The 21,023-nt window shown below is 63.8% G+C and carries 21 protein-coding genes; 2 read left to right on the forward strand and 19 right to left on the reverse strand.

Annotated features, from left to right (window positions below; all coding sequences use genetic code 11):
- Positions 1–230 precede the first annotated feature (230 nt).
- The 8 genes from nagA to H8S34_RS00575 all read right to left on the reverse strand — a co-directional run bounded on the left by nagA (position 231) and on the right by H8S34_RS00575 (position 8,710).
- Entirely contained in the window at positions 231–1,358 is a 1,128-nt protein-coding gene (gene nagA, locus H8S34_RS00540; RefSeq protein ID WP_101693429.1) for an N-acetylglucosamine-6-phosphate deacetylase, read from the reverse strand.
- A complete protein-coding gene (nagB, locus tag H8S34_RS00545) occupies positions 1,349–2,101 on the reverse strand; it encodes a glucosamine-6-phosphate deaminase (RefSeq protein WP_101693430.1) in 753 nt (250 codons plus the stop codon). Before nagB ends, nagA begins: the two co-directional genes overlap by 10 nt.
- Before the next feature lie 39 nt (positions 2,102–2,140).
- Positions 2,141–3,046 carry a dihydrodipicolinate synthase family protein gene (locus tag H8S34_RS00550; protein ID WP_101693431.1) on the reverse strand — a complete coding sequence of 302 codons (906 nt, stop codon included), beginning with the start codon at positions 3,044–3,046 and terminating at the stop codon, positions 2,141–2,143.
- Between the two features lie 142 nt (positions 3,047–3,188).
- Positions 3,189–4,028: a carbohydrate ABC transporter permease gene (locus H8S34_RS00555; protein ID WP_101693432.1), complete on the reverse strand. Its 840-nt coding sequence runs from the start codon at positions 4,026–4,028 to the stop codon at positions 3,189–3,191.
- 12 nt (positions 4,029–4,040) lie between these two features.
- On the reverse strand, positions 4,041–4,979 hold the full coding sequence (locus H8S34_RS00560) for a carbohydrate ABC transporter permease (RefSeq protein ID WP_101693433.1): 939 nt from the start codon (positions 4,977–4,979) through the stop codon (positions 4,041–4,043).
- A gap of 121 nt (positions 4,980–5,100) precedes the next feature.
- Positions 5,101–6,450, reverse strand: coding sequence for an ABC transporter substrate-binding protein (locus H8S34_RS00565; protein WP_186962766.1), 1,350 nt, complete (start codon positions 6,448–6,450; stop codon positions 5,101–5,103).
- Positions 6,451–6,611: 161 nt separating this feature from the next.
- The gene (locus tag H8S34_RS00570) at positions 6,612–7,463 is read right to left on the reverse strand and encodes a MurR/RpiR family transcriptional regulator (RefSeq protein WP_101693435.1); all 852 of its coding nucleotides are present in this window, start codon (positions 7,461–7,463) and stop codon (positions 6,612–6,614) included.
- A gap of 35 nt (positions 7,464–7,498) precedes the next feature.
- Positions 7,499–8,710 carry an AGE family epimerase/isomerase gene (locus H8S34_RS00575; protein WP_243207863.1) on the reverse strand — a complete coding sequence of 404 codons (1,212 nt, stop codon included), beginning with the start codon at positions 8,708–8,710 and terminating at the stop codon, positions 7,499–7,501.
- Between the two features lie 262 nt (positions 8,711–8,972).
- On the opposite strand from H8S34_RS00575, the gene H8S34_RS00580 reads away from it, so the two are divergent.
- Positions 8,973–10,346 (forward strand): ROK family protein, encoded by a 1,374-nt coding sequence (locus H8S34_RS00580; protein WP_186962767.1) that lies wholly within the window; start codon positions 8,973–8,975, stop codon positions 10,344–10,346.
- Positions 10,347–10,425: 79 nt separating this feature from the next.
- Here H8S34_RS00580 and H8S34_RS00585 read toward each other — a convergent pair whose 3' ends face one another.
- Positions 10,426–11,088 carry a DUF624 domain-containing protein gene (locus H8S34_RS00585; protein WP_186962768.1) on the reverse strand — a complete coding sequence of 221 codons (663 nt, stop codon included), beginning with the start codon at positions 11,086–11,088 and terminating at the stop codon, positions 10,426–10,428.
- 350 nt (positions 11,089–11,438) lie between these two features.
- On the opposite strand from H8S34_RS00585, the gene H8S34_RS00590 reads away from it, so the two are divergent.
- Positions 11,439–12,029, forward strand: a complete 591-nt coding sequence (locus H8S34_RS00590; RefSeq protein WP_207724859.1) for an adenylyltransferase/cytidyltransferase family protein — start codon at positions 11,439–11,441, stop codon at positions 12,027–12,029.
- A 57-nt stretch (positions 12,030–12,086) separates the two neighbouring features.
- Here H8S34_RS00590 and hemL read toward each other — a convergent pair whose 3' ends face one another.
- From hemL to H8S34_RS00635, 10 genes are read right to left on the reverse strand one after another with little or no spacing between them, the layout of a single operon-like run.
- The gene (gene hemL, locus H8S34_RS00595) at positions 12,087–13,376 is read right to left on the reverse strand and encodes a glutamate-1-semialdehyde 2,1-aminomutase (protein WP_101693440.1); all 1,290 of its coding nucleotides are present in this window, start codon (positions 13,374–13,376) and stop codon (positions 12,087–12,089) included.
- Positions 13,376–14,359 (reverse strand): porphobilinogen synthase, encoded by a 984-nt coding sequence (gene hemB / locus H8S34_RS00600; RefSeq protein WP_101693441.1) that lies wholly within the window; start codon positions 14,357–14,359, stop codon positions 13,376–13,378. Before hemB ends, hemL begins: the two co-directional genes overlap by 1 nt.
- A 39-nt stretch (positions 14,360–14,398) precedes the next feature.
- Positions 14,399–15,892: a uroporphyrinogen-III C-methyltransferase gene (cobA, locus tag H8S34_RS00605; RefSeq protein ID WP_186962770.1), complete on the reverse strand. Its 1,494-nt coding sequence runs from the start codon at positions 15,890–15,892 to the stop codon at positions 14,399–14,401.
- On the reverse strand, positions 15,885–16,754 hold the full coding sequence (gene hemC / locus H8S34_RS00610) for a hydroxymethylbilane synthase (RefSeq protein WP_101693443.1): 870 nt from the start codon (positions 16,752–16,754) through the stop codon (positions 15,885–15,887). The genes cobA and hemC overlap by 8 nt, the downstream gene beginning before the upstream one ends.
- On the reverse strand, positions 16,751–17,200 hold the full coding sequence (locus tag H8S34_RS15065; RefSeq protein WP_243207864.1) for a precorrin-2 dehydrogenase/sirohydrochlorin ferrochelatase family protein: 450 nt from the start codon (positions 17,198–17,200) through the stop codon (positions 16,751–16,753). Before H8S34_RS15065 ends, hemC begins: the two co-directional genes overlap by 4 nt.
- A 15-nt stretch (positions 17,201–17,215) precedes the next feature.
- Positions 17,216–18,394, reverse strand: a complete 1,179-nt coding sequence (gene hemA / locus H8S34_RS00615) for a glutamyl-tRNA reductase (protein WP_243207865.1) — start codon at positions 18,392–18,394, stop codon at positions 17,216–17,218.
- 1 nt (position 18,395) lies between these two features.
- On the reverse strand, positions 18,396–19,088 hold the full coding sequence (gene cobI, locus H8S34_RS00620; protein ID WP_186962771.1) for a precorrin-2 C(20)-methyltransferase: 693 nt from the start codon (positions 19,086–19,088) through the stop codon (positions 18,396–18,398).
- Complete coding sequence (locus tag H8S34_RS00625) at positions 19,085–19,939, reverse strand: ATP-binding cassette domain-containing protein (RefSeq protein WP_186962772.1); 855 nt, start codon at positions 19,937–19,939, stop codon at positions 19,085–19,087. Before H8S34_RS00625 ends, cobI begins: the two co-directional genes overlap by 4 nt.
- Complete coding sequence (gene cbiQ, locus H8S34_RS00630; protein WP_101693446.1) at positions 19,936–20,718, reverse strand: cobalt ECF transporter T component CbiQ; 783 nt, start codon at positions 20,716–20,718, stop codon at positions 19,936–19,938. Before cbiQ ends, H8S34_RS00625 begins: the two co-directional genes overlap by 4 nt.
- Positions 20,719–20,722: 4 nt before the next feature.
- Positions 20,723–21,013, reverse strand: a complete 291-nt coding sequence (locus H8S34_RS00635; protein WP_101693447.1) for an energy-coupling factor ABC transporter substrate-binding protein — start codon at positions 21,011–21,013, stop codon at positions 20,723–20,725.
- Positions 21,014–21,023 lie beyond the last annotated feature (10 nt).

Below are 21,023 nucleotides of genomic sequence, written 5' to 3' on the forward strand. Positions count from 1 at the left end.
AGCGATGCCTCCGCAAGCACTCCCTCGTCCATGGAGAGCAAAACTCCAGGGACGTTACGGCAGGTCTCCACACTGCCGCACCGCCGGTCCGGCGGATTTCCTCCTTTTTTACCGCTCACCCTCCCCTATGGAAATGGAGTAGGAGAGGGTGGCTGGAATGGTGGCGCAGCCGCGCCGCTGTCTCTATTATGCCAGAGAATCAAGCCTTTTGCAAGGGTGTTTTTGTGCTTTTATACAGTCCCGTGGACCAATTCGCCCTTGAGGAAGACGGCCTTGAGCTCCAGATTTTCATCCAGCACGGCCAGGTTGGCCAGCTTGCCGTTCTCAATGCTGCCCACGCGGCTATAGATGCCGATGGCCTTGGCGGGGTTCACCGCGGCGGCCCGGACCGCATCCTCCAGGGGGATCCCGAAGGAGACGGCGGTCTTCATGCAGTTCATCAGGTCGGTGACCGAGCCGGCCAGGGTGCCGTCCTCCAGCGTGGCGTACTTGCCCTTGACCTGGACCGGCTGACCGCCCAGGGTGTAGTCCCCATCGGGCATACCGGCGGCCCGCATGGTGTCGCTGATGAGGATGACCCGCTTGGCACCAAAGAGCTGGAACACGGCCCGCACCACGCTGGCGTGGATGTGGACGCCGTCGCAGATCAGCTCAGCCATACACTCGGGGGTGTCGAAAGCCGCGCCCACCACGCCGGGTGCCCGGTGGGTAAAGGGCGGCATAGCGTTGAAGAGATGGGTGGCCTGCCGGGCACCGGCGGCATAGGCCGCCATGGCGGTATCATAGTCGGCGGTGGTGTGGGCGATGGAGACCGTCACCTCGTCGGCGACTTCCTTAATGAACTCCAGCGCGCCGGGCTCCTCCGGGGCGACCGAGACCAGCTTCACCAGACCCTCGGAGGCCTCCTCCAGGCGGCGGAGCATGGCCACATCGGGCTCATGGAGCCAATCGCCGTTCTGGGCGCCCTTCTTGGCCCGGGAGAGGAAGGGCCCCTCCAGGTTGACGCCGCACAGCAGAGCGCCGCTCTTGCTGTTCTTCCGATGCTGGGCCGCGTTCTTGCAGACCTTGATGAGCTGCTCCTCCAGCAGGGTCATGCCGGCGGGGCAGATCTGAGTGACACCCCGGGAGAGCTCATAGTCGGCCATGACCTGGAGGCCCTCGGGATCCGCATCGCTGAAATCATGGCCCTTGGCGCCGTGGAAATGCACGTCGGTGAGACCGGGGATCAGATAGTACCCGGACAGGTCGGCGCTCTTCCCGTCGGAGCTGTGGTCGGCCAGCAGTTCTCCCTCAATGCACACATCCCGGGAAACAAAGCCGTTCTGGACGTCAAATACCTTTGCTCCGGTCAGCCGCATACGGGAACACCTGCCTCTACCAGTTTGCTCAGCGCTTCCTTATCGCCCACCAGGGTCACATCGGGGTGGAGCTGGAGGATGGAGGCGGGCACTTCCTTGGTGACCGGGCCGCAGAAGGCCTTGTACACGATGTCGGCCTTGGCCGCACCGCTGACCACGATCAGGATCCGGCGGGCCTGCATGATGTTCTTGATGCCCATGCTCAGCGCCTGACGGGGCACATCGTCCTTGCTCTCAAAGAAGCGCTTGTTGGCCTCGATGGTGCTCTCGGTCAGATTGACCAGATGGGTCTCCAGACCGAAGTCGTCGCCGGGCTCGTTGAAGGCGATGTGGCCGTTGTGGCCCATGCCCAGCAGCTGCAGGTCGATGCCGCCCAGATCCCGGATGAGCTTATTGTACTCGGCGCACTCCACCGTGGGGCTCTTGGCCAGGCCGTTGAGCACGTGGGTGTTCTCGTACTTGATGTCGATATGGTCAAAGAGGTTGCTCTGCATGAAGTAACGGTAGCTCTGCTCATGACGGGGAGAGAGGCCGTAGTACTCGTCCAGGTTGACCGACTTGACTTCCGCAAAGCTCAGGTCGCCCTTCTTGTACCACTCCACCAGCTGCTGGTAGGCGCCCACGGGGGTCCCGCCGGTGGCCAGGCCCAGCACGCTGTCGGGCTTGGTGATGACCTGGGCCGAGATGATGTTGGCGGCCCGACGGCTCATGGACTTATAATCTTCTGCCAGATAAATTCTCATGATAATCTCTTCCTTCCTGTTGTGCCCTCAGGCATCCCATCAGCAGTATTTGGCAATGGCCGCGTCGATCCGGGCCGCGCAGGCGTCCACAATGGCCAGATCGCTCTCCACCAGAGCGGGCAGAGGCTTGCGGACGGAGCCGCACTCCACGCCCTTCTTGGCCAGGATGGCCTTCATGGTGGCGTAGAGGTTGCCGTGGGCGGAGCACATCTGATAGATGATGCGGCAGATCTCGTTCTGGATCTCACGGGCGGGCTCCATCTCGCCCTTCTGGAAGTGCTCGCGCACCTTCAGGAAGAGCTCGGGCATGACAGCATAGGTGCCGCCGATGCCGGCGCAGGCGCCCATGGCCAGGCCGGAGATGAACTGCTCATCGGGACCATTGAAGACGATAACGCCCTCGTCACGCCACATCTGGATGTCCTGGGTGGGCATGGAGGAGTTCTTCACGCCGATCACGCGGGGATTCTTCTTCATCTCCTTCAGGAGGGAGGGGGTCAGAGCCACACCGGCCAGCTGGGGGATGTTGTAGATGATGAAGTCGGTGTTGGGGGCAGCGGCGGAGATATCGTTCCAGTACTGGGCGATGCCGTACTCAGGCAGGTGGAAGTAGATGGGCGGGATGGAGGCGATCGCGTCCACGCCCAGGCTCTCGGCATGGGCAGCCAGCTCCTGGCTGTCGGCGGTGTTGTTGCAGGCCACGTGGGCGATGACCACGACCTTGCCCTTGGCCTCAGCCATGACGTTCTCCAGCACCACCTTGCGCTCGGCCACGCTCTGGTAGATGCACTCACCGGAGGAGCCGCCCACATACAGGCCGTTGACGCCCTTGCTGATCAGGTGGCGGGTCAGGCCGCGCACACGCTCGGGAGAGATATTGCCCTCGTCGTCATAGCAGGCGTAGAAAGCGGGGATAACACCCTGGTACTTGTTCAGATCGCTCATTTTGATTCACTCCAATAAATTATGTGAGCCGGCAGGAAACAGGGCCCGCCCCGCTTTGCAGGGCGGGCCCTCCTGTCAGTTCCAGCACGTTGCGGATAACCGGATCAGACATCGTCTGAAAGGGACTCCAAACACAGTAATCTTAACCCTTTACCGCGCCCATGGCAATACCCTGTGTGAAGTATTTCTGGAACGCGATGAAGATTGCCACGATGGGGATAGCCGCCAGAGCAGCACCGGCCATGATGAGGCCGAAGTCGCTGGCCATCTCGCCCTGGAGTCTGGCGATACCGAGGGAGATGGTCCACTGGGTGCGGCTGTTGAGCATGATCAACTGCAGGAAGTAGTCGTTCCAGGAGTTGACGAAGGTAAAGATGGCCAGCGCACCCACGCCGGGCTTGATCATGGGGAATACCACGCTGAAGAAGGTACGCAGCTCGCCGGCGCCGTCCACCCGGGCAGCCTCCAGCATCTCGGTGGGGATGGTCTCGGAGAACTGCTTCATCAGGAACACACCGAAGGGCCAGCCTACGGTGGGCAGGATGACGGCCGAGAGGGTGTCATGCAGGTGCAGGAAGTTCATCTCCTGCAGCAGGGGGATGACGATGACCTGCTTAGGCAGAGCCATGGCGCACACCAGCAGGCTGAAGAGGATCTTGCGCCCATAGAAGCGCTTCTTAGCCAGGGCATAGCCGGCCAGAGCGGCAGTCAGGCAGGTCAGCACCATGGCGCCCACGGCCATGATCACCGTGTTGGCCAGCCACTGGAAGGCCGGCTGGCTGAAGAGCTTGGTGTAGTTCATCAGGGTGGGCTCCAGCGGGAACCACTGGGGCTGCTGGGCATTGATGGCCGCAGCGGTCTTGAAGGAACCGGTGATGATCCAGTACAGCGGGAAAATGAAGAAGACAGCCAGGAGGAAGAGGATGACAAAGGCGAATGCCCGATATCCCTTGGACTGTTTCATGGCAAGACTGTTGTTCATCTCTTCACCCCCTTAACCGTTGTCGGTCTTCGTGACCTTGAACTGCACGGCGGAGAACACCGCGATGATCAGGGCCAGAACGACACCCATGGCGTTGGCATAGCCGAAGCGCTGATACTTATACGCCATATCAAAGATATAGTACATGATGGTATCGGTGGCGTGGTTGGGTCCGCCCGAAGTCAGCAGCTGGATGAGCGCGAAGCACTGGAAGCTGTTGATGGTGGTGATGACCAGGATGTACAGGGTGGTGGGCATGATCTGGGGCCACTTGATCTTCCAGAACACCTGGAGCTTGGTGGCGCCGTCCACCTGGGCCGCCTCGATGAGGGACTGGTCCACGTTGCCCAGGGCCGCCACGTAGAGCACGATGGGCTGGCCGATGGAGGTGGTAAACAGGATCATGATGATACACCAGATCGCGGTCTTGGGATTGCCCAGCCAGTTGAAACCGGTGGTCCCCAGGATCTGATTGAGCAGACCGGTGTAGGGGTTGAACATCCACTTCCACACCACGGTGACCGCCACGGTACCAGTGACCACGGGCAGATAGAACACGCAGCGGAAGAAAGAACGGGTGACCGCCTTCATGGGGCAGATGGCGGAGCTCACCCACAGCGAAAACGCGGTGACCGTAGGCACGGCTACGACCACGATGAGTACCGTATTCCAGAAGGCCCGGATAAAGACCTTATCCTGGAACATCTCGATGTAGTTGTTCAGACCGGCGAACCCTTCAAAGCCCGCCAGGCCGTAGTCCAGAAAGCTGTATACCACACAGATGATCATGGGGATCACAACGAACCCCACAAAGAAAATCAGGCTGGGCAGCAGAAAGAGGTAGGCGGAAATCGTTTCCCGGCGTACCAGAGCCTTGCTCATGCCGGAGAACTCAGAGCGCCGTTCCTTTTTGGGCTTTTTTGCCGCAGCCGGCACGGATTTTTGCTCCATAACGTATCGTTCCCCTTTGTCGTAAAATACGCTTCCTCTCCCCCGCTCTCCGCGGGTCAAAGCGAATGCGCCCGCCCCCTCTCAAATAGGGAGCGGGCGCATGATTGCGTGTAAAGAGGTCTTACTTGATGGCGGCGTTGCTGGCCTCCACGAAGTTGTCGGCCGCAGTCTGCACGTCCTCGCCGCTGACGAAGATCTGCTGCAGCATGTTGAACCAGTTGGTGCGCTGCTCGGTCCAACCGCCGATGACGTTGTAGTAGTCGCCCAGGTAAGGCATCATGACCTGGAACTCAGCCATACGGGCCTCGTCCTCAGTGCCGGCATAGACGTCGCCCTGAGAGGCACGCACGGGGAAGAAGCCGGAGAGGCGGACGCTCTCGGGACCCTGCTCGGCGTCGTCACAGACGAACTTGATGAAGGTCTTGGCAGCCTCGATCTTGGCCTCATCGCCGTTGTCGAAGATACCGAAGCCCCAGATGCCGCCGCACAGAGCGGGAGTCTCCTGATCGGTGGGGAAGGCCACCGCGTAGGGAGTGAAGGAGACCTGAGAGGCATACTGAGCCTGGTTGGAGGCGTTCCAGCAGAAGGTCATAGCAGCGGTGCCGTTGGCAAAGGCCTGCAGCTCGTCGGCAGCCTGGAAGCTGGCGTCGGCAGTTAGGTTGCCGGCCTTGACCTGCTCAGACAGAGTCTGGAGGGCCTTGACGTTCTCAGCGGAGTTGGCGGTGTACTCGGTGTGGTCGGCATTGGTGTAGGTGCCGCCGTACAGGTTGTTCACCAGCGCGCGGGTACCCTGGTCGCCGCCCTGGCCGCCGCAGTAGATGATACCGGGGGTGGCCACCTGACCAGAGGCCTTCACAGCAGCGATGGCCTTGAGGAAGTCCTCGGTGCTGTTCCAGGTGCGGGTCTCGTCGTTGATGTACTGCATGGCGTCAGCGGCCTCAAAGACCTCCTTGTTGATGGCCATGCAGTGGGTGGTCATGCACAGGGGGTACTCATAGTAAGTACCGTCGTTGCTCTTACAGGCGTTGACCACGGACTCGCTCACAGCGGCGATGTCGGCGGTAGCCTCCTCGGTCCACAGATCGCTCAGATCCACCATCTTACCGGCGGCGCCCCAGTTGGAGACCAGGCGCTCAGGACCCTCCATGATGATGTCGGGGGTATTGCCGGCGGTGATCGCGGAGGTGACCTGGGTGTCGCCGTTGGTGTAGTCCAGGAACTCCACGTTCACCTTGATGTCAGGATACTCGGCGTTGAAGGCGGCGATGATCTCGTCCACCTTGGCCTCGGTGCCGCCCCACTTGCCGATGGGGTAGGTCCACATGGTGATCTCGGTGCCGGTAGCGGCACCGGAGCCGCTGGCCGCGGGAGCGGGCGTCCCGCTGGTCTTAGCGTCCCCGCCGCCACAGGCGGCCAGGCTCAGGGTCATGCCGGTTGCCAGTGCAAGAGCAACTGCTTTTTTCAGATTCATTGCTGATCTCCTCCTCATGATTTGAATAATTTCTCTCGAGCGCCAGAGATACCCGTTGTGTAGATTGTACAATCACAAACCCTTTTTGTCAATAGTTAACTGAAAATATTTTTCTTTTCAATTCAAACTGAAATTTTTTTCAAAACTTCTTCCTGTTTCGATCAGAGGTGTTTCTCCGAAAGAGCGTCGGCGATGCGCTCCCGACTCTCCTCCGCGCCCTTGGGGTCCCGCTGGTACATCTCATGGAAGAGCACGTCCAGCAGATAGAGCTGAGCCATCCGCGCCGCCACCGTTCCCAACTGGAGGGGGCCCTCCTTGGAACCGCACTGGAGCACCAGATCGGCATACTGCGATCCGGGCGACTTGGGAAAGCGGCTGATGAGGATGCACCTGGCCCCTCTCCCCTTTGCCTGGGCCAGCACCTCCACCAGATCCCGGGTGGCGCCGGAGTAGGAGAAGTAGAGCACCACATCTCCCGGCGCCAGCTGGGCCGTCCAGATGGCCTGCATGTGGGCGTCGCAGATGGGGTAGAAATTGGGCCGCACCGTGGAGAAGAGATGGGCCGCCTCCTGGGCCATGATCATGGAGCCGCCCTGTCCCATGCACAGGACCTTCCCCGCCCCCATCATCAGGTCCACCGCCCGGGCGATCTCCTCCGGGCGAATGAGCTTGCGTGTCTGGGCGATGGCGGCCACATCCGCGTTGTAAAGCCGCTGGCAGGGACTGATCTCCCCCTCCTCCAGATCCATCTCCTGGATGGGGGAGACCCGCTCCGGAATCACCGTAGAGTTGGCCACAGCCAGTTTGAAGGCGCTGTACCCCTTATACCCCATCCGGCGGCAGAAGCGGGAAATGGTGGCCTCGGCCACGCCGCACTCCTCGGCCAGCTCTGAGATGGACATATACTGGGTCTGTTTTTCGTGGCTGACCACATAGTCGGCCACCTTTTTTTCCGCACCGGTCAGCTGATAATACTCATTATCCAGCCGGGCGAACACATTGACCTGCGGCATGGGTCCTCACCTCCCTGCGCTTGCCGCGGGCAGAATCAGTCCCGGGCCAGAATCTGTCCCAGCATGTTGTCCACCATGGAGAGCATACGGGGCAGATGGAAGGGGCCCTTGAAGGTGGAACCCTTGGTGGAGGGCATGGTGGGCAGGCCGTCACGGCGCAGATAGCCGTACCACTCGCCATACTCCCGGTCGGAGAAGTGCTTCTTGCAGTAGTCCAGGGTCTGCTCGAACTTCTCCAGGTAGGACACGTCCCCGGTATCCCGGAAGATCATCATGGACGCGATCAGGATCTCGTCGTGGGGCCACCAGAGCTTCATATCGTGCTCGTAGGCCTCGGTGGGCTTGCCCAGGCAGTCGATGAAGTAGAGCAGTCCGCCGTACTCCTTGTCCCAGCCAGCCTCAAAGGCCTGGTCAAAGATCTTGACGGCGGTGGCGTGGGTCTCGGCGTCGTGGGCGTAGTTGGCCGCCTCCATCAGGAACCAGGAGCACTCGATGTCGTGGCCGGGGTTGACCACGCGGCCCTCGGTGACATCCAGACGGGGGGTTCCGTCGGGCGCCACGGACTCCAGGGTGCACTTGAGCTCAGGCTTGTAGTGGTACTGGAAGATGGTCTCCACACACTCCTGGGCCCGGGCGGCGTAGAGCTTCTGCCGCTCCGGATCGGTGTCCACCCGGCGAAGCACGGAGGTGATGTTCAGGTAGATCATGGGATCGGCCAGAGCGCGGCCGGTGCGGGTGGTGGGGATGGTCTTGGGACCCATGCCGGTGGGATCCTGGATGAGGCCGTTGTTGAGCTGGTAGATCAGCTCATAGGCAGCACGGGCGCGCTCCAGGCAGGCGGCGTCGCCGGTGACGCCGTAGTACTCGGCGTTGGCGATGGCGTAGAAGCCCTCGGAGAAGCAGTAGCGGCGCTGGCGCAGGGGCTTGCCCTCCGCGGTAACGGTGAAGTACATCCGGTTGCCGGCCTCCCGGTTGATGCAGTGGGCCTCCATAAAGTCCAGGCAGCTCTTGCTGGCCTGGAGCCACTCCTCCTTCACCCCGTACTGGTGGCACAGGTAGGCGAACATCCAGGCGCAGCGGCCCTGCATCCAGACGCTCTTATCGGTGGAATAGATCTCGCCCTTGCGGTCCAGGCAGGTGTATACGCCGCCGTTGACGTGGTCCATACCGTTTTTCAGCCAGAAGTTGACGCAGATGTCCAGCTCCTCCTTGATCCACTTCTGATGGGCCTCAAGGCGCTCTCTCATAGCAGTATCCATAACTTCGTTCCGCCTTCCTTTTGATACAAATTGCATAATGGACGGGGGCTTGAAACAGGCTTCCCTTTCCTTATCGCCTATATCATACCGTTGAAAGTAACTTTCAGTCAATAGCTTCTTTGAAAGTTTTTTCGATTTTTCTCGGAAATCCCTTGACAGATTGAAAAAAACTGATAGCCTATAAGTGGATAAATTTGATGGGCGGTACAAAAAATACCCCCAAATGATACATTCAAGGAGGAGGATACCGATGAAACACCTCGGCATTGACGTTTCCGTTCGTAATCTCCCTGAGCTGGACCCCAACTACATTCCGCTCTTCCCCTTCTATGAGTCCTTTCTGAAGGGCGCTTCCAAGCCCCTGGACATCGCGGTGGAGCGCTCTGCCGGTCAGGTCGCTGTCTACAAGACCTTCATTCACGGTACTCCCGAGATGGCTGAGGCCGACCTCTACTATGTGGACCGCATCATCAAGACCCTGCTGTGGCTCAAGGGCGGCTTCAAGGTCTATATCGCGGGCGACAAGGCCATCTATGAGGCCATTCACAAGGCCTACTCCAAGGAAGGCACCCGCGCCTTTGACGAGGACTTTATGGCTGGCGTCTATGAGCATCCCTTCGAAGTGGTCTACTGCGACGCCGTTCCCGCTGAGGTGAGCAAGTCCGAGGCCATCGGCCGCCATATGAACGGCTGCCGCATCGGCTTTGACGCCGGCGGAAGCGACCGCAAGGTCTCCGCTGTCATCGACGGTGAGCCCGTCTTCTCCGAAGAGGTGGTGTGGTTCCCCAAGACCAACTCCGACCCCGACTATCACTACCAGGGCATCGTGGACGCCATGAAGTCCGCCGCTGCCCATATGCCCCGCGTGGACGCCATCGGCGTGTCCTCCGCCGGTATCTACATCGACAACCGCACCATGGTGGCCTCCCTGTTCCTGAAGGTGGGCAAGGAAGACTTTGACGCCAAGGTCAAGGACATCTACATCCGCGCCGCCAAGGAGTTTGGCGATGTGCCCATCGTGGTGGCCAACGACGGCGACGTGTCCGCCCTGGCCGGTGCCATGAGCCTGGAGGAGAACAACGTCCTGGGTATCGCCATGGGCACCAGCGAGGCTGTTGGCTTCGTGGATGACAAGGGCAACATCACCGGCTGGCTCAACGAGCTGGCTTTCGTCCCCGTGGACGCCGCCCCCACCGCCATGGTGGACGAGTGGTCCGGCGACATCGGCTGCGGCGTGAAGTACTTCTCCCAGGATTCCGTCATCAAGCTGGCCCCCGCTGCCGGCATTGAGCTGGACGAGTCCCTCTCCCCCGCTGAGAAGCTCAAGGTGGTGCAGGGCCTCATGGAGAAGGACGACGACCGTGCCGCTGCTATCTACCGCTCCATCGGCGTGTATCTGGGCCATGCCCTGCGCCTGTACTATCACTTCTACGGCTTCAAGCACATCCTGCTGCTGGGCCGCGTGATGTCCGGCAAGGGCGGCGACATCGTGCTGGCCGAGGCCAAGCGTGTGCTGGCTGAGGAGTATGCCGACATCGCCTCCAAGATCAATCCCACCCTGCCCGACGAGAAGGCCCGCCGCGTGGGTCAGTCTGTGGCTGCCGCTTCCCTGCCCGAGTTTTAATCCGGTCACAGCATAGCAAAGCAAAAAACGTCCGGCTCTCCCTGTGGAGAGCCGGACGTTTTCCTATGTGCACAACGAGTCAGCGCAGATACCAGGGCCGCTCCGCCGGATCTTCCGGCAGCCCCTCCTCTGGAATGGTATAGGGGCGGAAGATCCGCTCCAGCAGCAGAGAGGCCAGCAGTCCAGCCAGGGCGGGCAGGATCATCAGCGGCACCAGATACCGCACCGACACCAGTCCTGCCGCCAGCAGCACTATCCCCAGTCCCAGGGTCGAGGGAAGATGCCCCAGCGCCAGCCGGAGAGCCAGGCCCAGAGCCCCCCAAACCCCCTGGCTGAATCGGGAGATCACCGGGAATACATAGCCCAGCACCCCCAGCAGTACCAGCGTCACCAGTGCATAGACCAGCAGCAGGGACATGGCCGCACGGTTGCCCGCCAGGGCCATCTGGTAGACCACGTACAGTCCTCCCAGCACCAGCTGTCCCGCCACCAGGCACACCAGCCCGGTCAGAAAGCTCACCTTGAAATTGCTCTTCAGGCACTCCAGAAAGTTCCGGAAGGGATAGGGCTCCCCCTTCCGGATGCACTTGACCAGCGTATAGTAAAGGGCTGTGGTGGCCGGGCCCGCCGTGACCACCGGAATACACAGCGCCACCCAGAGCAGGCTCAGGGCCGCCAGATTGAAAATCAGGTCAATGGTCTGAAAAAAACCGTTTTGGGGATCAAAGATACTGCGCCACACACCGATGTCCTCCTTGTGGTCCTCCGGGCATTCGTCCAGGCCCGGTCCATCTGTTGGAATGTATTCTATCCTATTTCCCGAAAAACGTCAAATGCCGCGGGATGACCCGCGGCATTTTCCTCACCTTTTCCTCACGCCCGCCCACGGCGGCGCGTCTCCCCTCGGGAGATAAAGTCATTATATGTCTTTTAGGGCGCGGTGTCAACCCGTTTTTCCCCCTATTTCTTCCATTGCTATTTTATTTTTCGATAAAGTCTCCTCCCTTCTTCCCTTTTTGCCCGGTTTCGACTAAGATAGTGTCTGCTGCACGGGCGGCAAATCAGAGACAGGAGCTGGACAGGCGGATGGATATGGAACAGAGAGATACATTGGGCGTGGTCATGGGCCGTTTTCAGGGACTACACCTGGGGCATATGGAATACTTGCTGGCAGGGGCACAGCGCTGCGAACATCTTCTGGTGGGCGTGACCCACTTTGACCCCTGGGAGCACGCCCCGGAGGAGCTCCGGGATCTGGGCCGCATGAACACCTCGGCCAATCCCTTCACCTACTATGAGCGCCTAGCCATGCTCCGGGATGCACTCACCGAGGCCGGACTTCCCCGGGAGCGCTTTGATATTGTCCCCTTCCCCATCGAGCACCCGGAGCGCATCCCCGAGTTCATCCCCCGGGAGGCCGTGTGCTATGTGACCATCTATGACCAGTGGGGATACCACAAGCGCCAGGTCCTGACCGATCTGGGCTTTCCCACCCGGGTCCTCTGGGTGCGGGACGACAGCCAGCGCCTCACCAGCGGAACGGAGGTCCGCCGGCTGATCGCGGAGGGAAAGCCCTGGTCCCACCTGGTCCCGCCGGCGGTATCCCGGTATCTGCTGGAGCACGGCCTGACCCAGCGGCTGGCTGCCGGCATCCCGCCGGAGGACTCCAATCCTTCCCGATAACAGATAGAAAGAAGCCCCCGCAGAATTTTTATTCTGCGGGGGCTCTTGTTTTCCTAGTTACAGCGCGGCAAAGACCTCGTCCGCCGCAACGCGGGTGTGCTCCAGCAGCTCCTCGGTGTGGGCTGCCGAGAGGAACATGGCCTCAAACTGGGCGGGAGCCAGGTAGACGCCCCGCTCCAGCATTCCGGCGAAATACCGGGCGTACATCCCCACATCGCTCCCCTTGGCATCCACAAAGGTGCTCACACTGCTGGGTGTGAAGAAGGGAGAGAGCAGGCTGCCGATCTGGTTGATGGAGACGGCCACCCCGTGATTTTCCGCCAGCGCCCGGAACTCCCGGGCCAGCCAGAGGGCTTTCTCCTCAATCATGGAATAGATCTCCGGATGGCTCTTCAGCCAGCTCAGCTGGGCCAGTCCCGCGGCCATGGCCACCGGGTTGCCGCTGAGGGTGCCCGCCTGATAGACCGGACCGCAGGGGGCCACCTCTTCCATCAGCTCCCGCCGTGCGCAGTAGGCCCCCACCGGCATGCCGCCGCCGATGATCTTTCCAAAGGTCACAATGTCGGCCCGCACGCCGAAATAGGCCTGGGCCCCGCCCAGCGCCAGCCGGAAGCCGGTGATGACCTCGTCAAAGACCAGCAGAGCACCATACTTGTCACACAGGGTCCGCAGACCGCTCAGGAAGCCGGGTGCGGGGTTCACAACGCCCATGTTGGCCGCCACGGGCTCCACGATGACGCAGGCCACCTCGCCCCGATTGGCCTCCAGCAGACGCTCCACGCTGTCCAGGTCGTTGAATTGGGCGGTCAGGGTGTGGCGCACCACGTCCTGGGGCACGCCCGCCGAGGTGGGATGTCCTCCCGCCAGGGCGGAGGAACCCGCTCCCACCAGCAGGCAGTCGCTGTGCCCGTGGTAGCAGCCCTCAAACTTGATGATCTTATCCCGTCCGGTGGCTCCCCGGGCCAGACGGATGGCCGACATGACGGCCTCCGTTCCCGAGTTGACCATGCGCACCATGTCGATGTTGGGGACCAGCTCCACCATGAGCTGGGCGATCTCCACCTCCCGCTCAGTGGGAGCGCCGAAGCTGAGTCCGTCCTTGACGGCCCGCTCCACCGCCTCCCGGATGACCGGGTGGTTGTGCCCCAGGATCATGGGACCCCAGGAGCAGACATAGTCGATGTAGCCGCGCCCCTCCACGTCGTAGATGTACGGGCCGTTGGCGCGGGCAATGAAGCGGGGGGCCATGTCCACCGCACGGAAGGCCCGCACGGGAGAGTTGACGCCGCCGGGGAGCACCTTGAGGGCCTCCGCAAAGAGCTCCTGAGAGGTTTTGTGCCGGTTCATCATCCGATCTCCCCCTTCCGCATGGCGTCGGCCAGCTCCTTGGCATAGTAGGTAATGAGCATATTGGCCCCTGCCCGGAAGATGGACACGGCGCTCTCACACATGACCCGGTGCTCGTCGATGAGCCCCTCCCGGGCTGCCGCCTTGATCATGGCGTACTCTCCCGACACCTGGTAGGCACACAGGGGCAGGCGGAAGGCATCGGCACACTCCCGGATCACATCCAGATAGGGGAGCGCGGGCTTGACCATCAGCAGGTCGGCCCCCTCCTCCACATCCAGTGCGCACTCCTTGAGGGCCTCTTTCCGGTTATGGGGGTCCATCTGGTATCCCTTCCGGTCCCCGAAGGAGGGGGCGGAGCCGGCCGCCGCCCGGAAGGGGCCGTAAAAGGCCGAGGCGTACTTGGCCGAGTAGGACAGGATGGGCACATTCTGGAACCCGTGCTCGTCCAGTCTGGCCCGGATGGCCGCCACACGGCCGTCCATCATGTCGGAGGGAGCCACCATATCGGCACCCGCCCGGGCGTGGGAGAGCGCGGTCTTAGCCAGCAGCTCCAGCGTGGCGTCGTTGTCCACGCTGTGGCCGCACAGAGCCCCGCAGTGGCCGTGGTCGGTGTACTCGCACATGCACACGTCGGTGATGACATAGAAGTCGGGATAGGACCGCTTGATGAGGCGCACCGCCTCCTGCACCACGCCGTGCTCATCCCAGGCGGAGGAGCCCGTGGCGTCCTTGTGCTCCGGCAGGCCAAAGAGGATGCACCGGCCCACCCCGTGAGCCAGACAGTCCTCCACCGCCTGTCCCACGCTGTCCAGCCCGTAGTGGAGCTGTCCCTCCAGCGAAGGGATGGGGCGGGTGCCCGTCAGAGTCTCGTCCACAAAGATGGGATAGATCAGGCTGTCGGGGGAGAGACGGGTCTCCCGGCACAGCTTCCGGATGCTCTCATTGCCCCGCAGGCGGCGGGGCCGAATGCTCAGGTCCATGGAAATGGCCTCCTTGTTTTTCTTGCTTGTCAGACGGGCTCACCCCCGGGCGCACTCCACCGCGCACTCGGTCAGGGCCTCCAGAGTGGCCGAACGGGCCACCCGGACGGGGATGCCGCTGCGCCGGGCCTCGGCGGCGGTCTGCTCCCCGATGCATATGCCGGTGATGCGGGAGAGGTCGGCCCCCTCCCCCACCGTGGCGAGAAATCCCTTCACCGTGGAGGCCGAGGTAAAGGTCACCAGATCCACCCGGCTCTCCTCCACCGCCTCCCGCAGAGCCTGGCTCTTGGGATTGCGGTAGCAGGTCTCATAGATAGCCACGTCGTTATATTCCAGTTTAGCGCGTTCCAGCGCCTGCGTCAAGGCGGGGGATCCCTCCCTGGCACGCAGGAGGAGGACCCTGCCCGCAGCCTGGGCGGCCAGCGCCTCGCCCAGGTGGGATGCGTCGTAGACCTCCGGGATCAGGTCGGCCTTCAATCCATGCCCGGCCAGCGCACGGGCGGTCCCCGGCCCGATGGCAGCCAGGTGCACCCCGGCCAGCGCTCTGGCGTCCAGACCCATCCGCTCCAGAGCCGCCCAGAGGAACTCGGCCCCGGCGGGGCTGGTGAGCGCCAGCCACTCATACCGCTCCAGGTGCCCCAGCGCCTCCTCCATCTCGGGACAAGGTGAAAGGGGGATGGTCTCGATGCAGGGGTGCTCCCACACCTGGGCCCCCAGGGCACGCAGCCGTCCGGTCAGCGTCCCGGCGCGCTCCCGGGGCCGGGTGACCACCACCTGCTTGCCCCGCAGGGGGAGCCGGTCAAACCAGTCAAATTCCTCCGCCAGGGCACACACGCCCCCTACCACGATGACGGCGGGGCTGCGCACCTCCGCTGCGGCCGCCCGGGCGGGCAGCTCTTCCAGGGTGGCGGAGATCCGCCGCTGGTCGGGGGTGGTTCCCCGCTCCACCACGGCGGCCGGGGTGGAGCCGTCCATTCCGGCGGCCAGAAGCCCGGCGCAGATGTCCGGAAGGGCCGACACCCCCATCAGAAAGACCAGAGTACCCTTCGCGCGGCACAGGGCCGCGAAGTCGATATCCAGCTTCTCCCCCGCCCGGCGGTGGCCGGTGATGATGTGGAGGGAGGAGCAGAAATCCCGGTGGGTCACCGGGATGCCCGCGTAGGCCGGGGCCGCAATGGCGGAGGTAATGCCGGGCACCTCCTCAAAGGGGACGCCATGCCGGGCCAGGAGCTCCAGCTCCTCCCCGCCCCGCCCGAAGAGAAAGGGATCGCCCCCCTTGAGGCGGACCACCACCTGGTTCCCGCTCCCCTCCTCCAGGAGGATGCGGTTGATCTCCTCCTGGGGCACGGGGTGGCATCCGGCGTTCTTGCCCACATCGATCCGCCGGGCCTTCGCCGGGATGAGGTCCAGAATGGCGGGGCTCACCAGGCGGTCATAGACCACCACATCGGCCTGGGCCAAAGCCTCCCGCCCCTTGACGGTGAGCAGGCCCGGATCTCCGGGGCCGGCTCCGACCAGAATCACCTTACCCATGGCATTTCTCCTCCTTGATCCGTGCGCCCAGGCGGCTGCCCAGGGCCTCGGCCTCCTGCCGGCTCCCCCGGATGGTCTGCCGCCGGCCGGTCTCATCCATACCGGTGAGGAGGAGCTCCTCACCCTCGATCACGGCGTAGGCGGCCACCGGAGAGGAACATCCTCCGTCCAGTACCCGCACAAAGGCCCGCTCCGCCAGGGCACAGTCCCGGGCGTCCGGGTCATTCAGGCTCTCCAGCCACGCCGGGGCGTCCCGCCGGGTCTGGACGGCCAGGATGCCCTGCCCGGCGGCGGGGAGCATCTCTTCCGTGGAAAAATACCGGGCGATGCGCCCCTCCAGTCCCAGGCGGCACAGTCCCGCGGATGCCAGGACCAGGGCACCGTACTCCCCGCTGTCCAGCTTGCGCAGCCGGGTCTGCACATTCCCCCGGACCGGCCGGACTTCTACTCCGGGAAAGAGGCGTTCCAGCTGGAGCGCGCGCCGCCGGCTGGCACAGCCGATGGGCTTCGTCCGATCCAGCTCTGCCGCACCCTCGGGCAACACCAGCACATCCCGGGGATCGGCCCGGCGGGGAAAGGCCACCACCGGCAGCTCCGGATGGGTCTCCATGGGCAGGTCCTTGAGGCTGTGGACGGTGATATCCACCCGCCCCTCCAGCAGAGCCGCGTCCAGCTCCCGGACAAACAGGCCCTTTCCGCCCACCTGGTCCAGCGTCCGGTCCAGGATCTTGTCCCCGGTGGTCTTCATGGTCACCAGCTCCAGCTCCACACCGGGACAGAGGGCGCGCATGGCCTCCATTACCAGCTCGGATTGCCGGACGGCCAGCAGGCTCTCCCGGCTTCCGATACGGATCACGCTCATTTCCACTCCTCCAATGTCCGGCGCACCGCCCGGGCCGCTCCGGCCACGGCCCGGTGGTCCCCGTTGCGGGAGACCATGCCGGCGATCAGTTCTCCGCCCTCACAGATGGCGGGAAAGAAAAAGGTACACTCTCCGGGCGCGTCGGCCACGCTGACAGGGATGCCCAGGCTCCGGGCCTCCTCCCCCACCGCGGCGTTCACCTGGCGGTCATCGGTGGCGGCCACCGCCAGGTCCGCCCCGGTCAGATCTCCCGGGGCGTAGGGGCGCAGCACATACTCCGCGCCCTCCAGCCGCTCTTTCACCTGAGGGGCCACCACCCGCACCCGGGCCCCAAAGCGCAGCAGCACACCGGTGCGCCGGGCGGCTACCGTTCCGCCGCCCACCACCACGGCCCGCTTGTCCCGCAGGTCCACAAAGAGGGGAAACAGCATTCTGTTTGGTTCCATGGCCCTTCCTCCTCTCTATGCCCGGGTGTGGGCGCGGATCTTACGGGCGCAGTGGGTCAGGTCCTCCGCGCTCAAACAGCCCTTCAGATTCCCGGCCAGCAGCTCCACCGCCCGGCTCACGGCCAGTTCGGCGGCCTCTTCCGGCTCCAGCTCCGCGCATCCGGCGGCCAGCACCCGCTCCAGCACCGCCGCCTTGACCTCTTCGATGGCCCCCAGGCTGGAGCGATAGCCCTCCCACTGGCGGAAGCGCTCCATGGCGGCGGTGAGGATGGCCTCCCCCTCCGGCGGGATCACCCGCTCCACGCCGCAGCCCAGGGTGTCGATGTTGTAGAGGGTCACGTCTGCCCGCTCCCCCACCTGGGGGGCGATGTCCCGAGGGATGGCCAGATCCACCAGCAGACGCGGGGGCCGGGAGAGGGCGTCGTACTCCTCTGCCCCCACCGTATAGTGGGGACTGGTAGTGGCCGAGAGGAGGAGATCCATTCCCTCCATGGCCTGGTAGCGCTCCTCATAGGGGGCCACAGCACACCCAGCGGGGACCACGGTCTCCCCATGGCGGTAGGTACGCAGGGTCACGGTCACGGCGCACCCCGCCTCCCGCAGGAGCCGGGCCGAGAGCCGTCCCATCTCCCCGTTGCCGATGACGAGCGCCCGCTTGCCGGCCAGACCCCCGGTCTCCGCCTGGAGGACCTCCACCGCCCGGGCCGCCGAGGAGGGGGACACGCCGCTCACACGGACCTTGCTCCGCAGCTCCTTCCCGGCCGACACCGCAATGCGGAAGAGGGTCTCCAGCACGCTGTCCGTACTCCCCGCCCGCCGGGCGATGGTCAGAGCCTCCCGCACCTGGGAGAGGATCTGATCCTCTCCCCAGATCCGGGAGCGCAGGCCGGCAGCCACCTCAAAGAGGTGGCGTCCCGCCTCCTCCCCCGACAGCGTCCGGAAGGCTCCGTCAAAGAGGGAGAGTTCCACCCCCGCAGCCTCGCAGAGGAGCTGGGGTCCGGGGGGCAGCTCCCCCTCCCAGGAGCAGTAGAGCTCGGTGCGGTTGCAGGTGGAGAGGAGGACACAGCCCCGGATGCCGGGCCGGCGGGCCAGCTGGGCGCAGACCTCCTCCACCCGTCCCTTGGTAAAGGAGAGCCGCTCCCGCAGGGCGATGGGGGCCCGCCGGTCGCTCAGGCCGCAATAATAAATGCCCATCTCAGTCCCGGTCCTTTCCCGGCGCGAAGAGGACGGAGAAATAGCGGCTCTCCGGGTCCATGTCGGCCGCCCGGGGCCAGACCTGCTCCTCCTCCATACCGCAGTTGGAGACCGCCATGGCCCCCTCCAGCCGTCCGTGCTGCTCCAGCGTCTCCAGGAGTCCGCCCAGACGCCGTCCGGCCTTCATGTAGATCTGATTGGCGGGGAAATCCACGCAGTCCTCCACGCTGTGGCTGGCCGGAACGATGAGGAGCCGCTCCTCTCCCTGGCACAGGCTGATGCCCAACCGGGCGGCCACGGCGCAGAAGGAGGGCACGCCGGGGATCAGGCGGGCCTCGTAGCCCCGCTCGGCCACCCGCTCATGGATGTAGAGATAGGTGGAGTAGACCGACGGGTCTCCCAGGGTGATGAAGGCCACGTTCTTCCCCTGATCCAGCAGGGCGCACAAGGTGTCGGCGTTTGCCTCATAGCTCTGCGCCAGCACCTCCTTGTCCCGCACCATGGGGGTGGGGCAGGAGAGGAGCTCCTTCCCCTCGATATAGGCCTGCACGATCTTGCGGGCGGTCTGCTCACCGCTGCCCTTGTCGGGCATGGCCACCACGTCGGCCTCCCGCAGAATGCGCACCGCCTTCAGGGTGAGCAGCTCCGGGTCCCCGGGACCCACCCCCACGCCGTACAGTATTCCTCGCTTCATCTCATTTCCTCCTTGTTGAGCAGCTCTAATATGGCCCGGCGGACCGCCCCAATGGTGGCGGCCGAGCGGGGCAGATCCATCCCGTCCTCCCGGGCCAGGACCTCCATCAGATGGGCCATCCGGGGCAGACGCAGGTGGTTTTCCCGCAGGAGTCCGGGCTGGCAGACCAGCTCCTCCGCCGTTCCCTCCCCCGCCACGCGCCCTCCGCTGAGTACATAGGCGTAGTCGCAGTAGAGGGGCACGATGTCCATATCGTGGGTGGCCAGCAGAATGGTCATCTCCAGCTGGTCCCGCAGGGCGGTGAGCAGGCGCATCAGCTCGCTCACCCCCTGGGGATCCAATCCCGCGGTGGGCTCATCCAAAATCATCACGCTGGGCTCCATCACCAAAACCCCGGCGATGGCCACCCGCTTCTTCTGTCCATAGGAGAGGGCATGGGTGGGCTTGTCCCGCAGGGCGGTCACCCCCGTGCGCTCCATGGCCAGCTCCACCCGCCGGCGCACCTCCTCCGGCGGCAGACCCAGGTTCACCGCTCCGAAGGAGATGTCCCGGTACACGTCGGCGGAGAAGAGCTGGTCGTCCGGGTCCTGAAAGACGATGCCCACCTTCCGGCGCAATTCGGGCAGATCCCGGCGGGCATAGGATACCTCCTTCCCGTCCAGCAGCACCTGCCCCCCGGAGGGAGTGAGCACCCCGTTCAGGTTGAGAAAGAGGGTGGACTTGCCTGCGCCGTTGGCCCCCAGAATCCCTGTGACCGCCCCCCGGGCAGCCCGGATGGAGATGGCGTCCAGGGCCCGAGTGCCGTCCTCATAGGTATAGCACAGTTCCCTTGTCTCGATGGCGTAGTTCATCCCAGCAAGCTCCTTTCCAGCGCCAGCGCGCCCAGCTGCGCCGCGCTCACTCCGGCCAGCACGGCATAGAGCCACTTCCCCGGCACGGCGTCGGCAGGCAGTGTGTCCAAACGCCCCTTATAGCCCCGGGATTCCAGGGCGGTAAAGGAGCGCTCCCCCTGCCGCCAGGCCCGGAGGAAGAGCATGGAGACCAGCGTCCCCATGCTCTCCAGGCTTCTGCGCCAGCCCTGGTAGCCCAGCCGGGATTCCTGGGCCACCCGGATGCGTCCGGCGGTGTCCGTGAGGACAAAGATGAAGCGGTAGATCAGCTCCATCAGCTCCACCAGGAGCTTGGGCACCCGCAGCCGCTCCAGGGCCAGGGTCACGTCGGTGACGGGGGTATTCAGGGAGAGAAAATACATGGCCGACACCGCTCCCATGGCCTTACACAGCACCATGAGACTCAGATCCCGGTATTCCGCCGTGATCCCCCAGCGGAAGCGGCCCAGAAGCTCCACCGCCCACAGTGCGCCCTCCTCCGGCGAGAGGGGACGCACCAGGATGGTGAGACAGCCCACGGCCAGAAAGGCCAGCGGGACCTTGAGAAAACGGAGGACCGTCCTCAGCCTCTGCCCGCCCAGCCACACATTGAGTCCCCCCATCAGAAGCAGGGTGGCCACTCCCACGGCGGCGCTGTCACAGCACACGCACAGGAGCAGGGGGATCAGCGACAGCCACAGCTTGGGGATGGCGTCCACCCGCCGCAGGCGGGAGGCATAGGCATAGCGATCGGTCCCCATGTGGTCACGCGTCCTTGTTGTCCGGTTTCCGGGCGGTGATGCGGCCCAGGATAAAGCACACCACGCCGGACCCCACCGCCGCCTGGAGGGCGAAGAGCAGGGATTCGATCTCGCCGCTGGCCGGCTCCAGGATGGGCTCAAACCAGGGTTCAAACCCGGGCACGCTCTCCTCCACCAGCTCGGCGGCCATGCCGTCGGCTCCGCCGAACTCGGCCTCCCGGCACAGCCACAGAGGGGCCGCCGCCAACAGGATCACCAGCAAAATGAGGATGGTATTTTTCTGCCAGACTTTCATGTTCCGTCCC

Origin of the sequence: Pseudoflavonifractor hominis, assembly GCF_014288125.1 — a bacterium.
GTDB lineage: Bacteria > Bacillota > Clostridia > Oscillospirales > Oscillospiraceae > Pseudoflavonifractor_A > Pseudoflavonifractor_A gallinarum.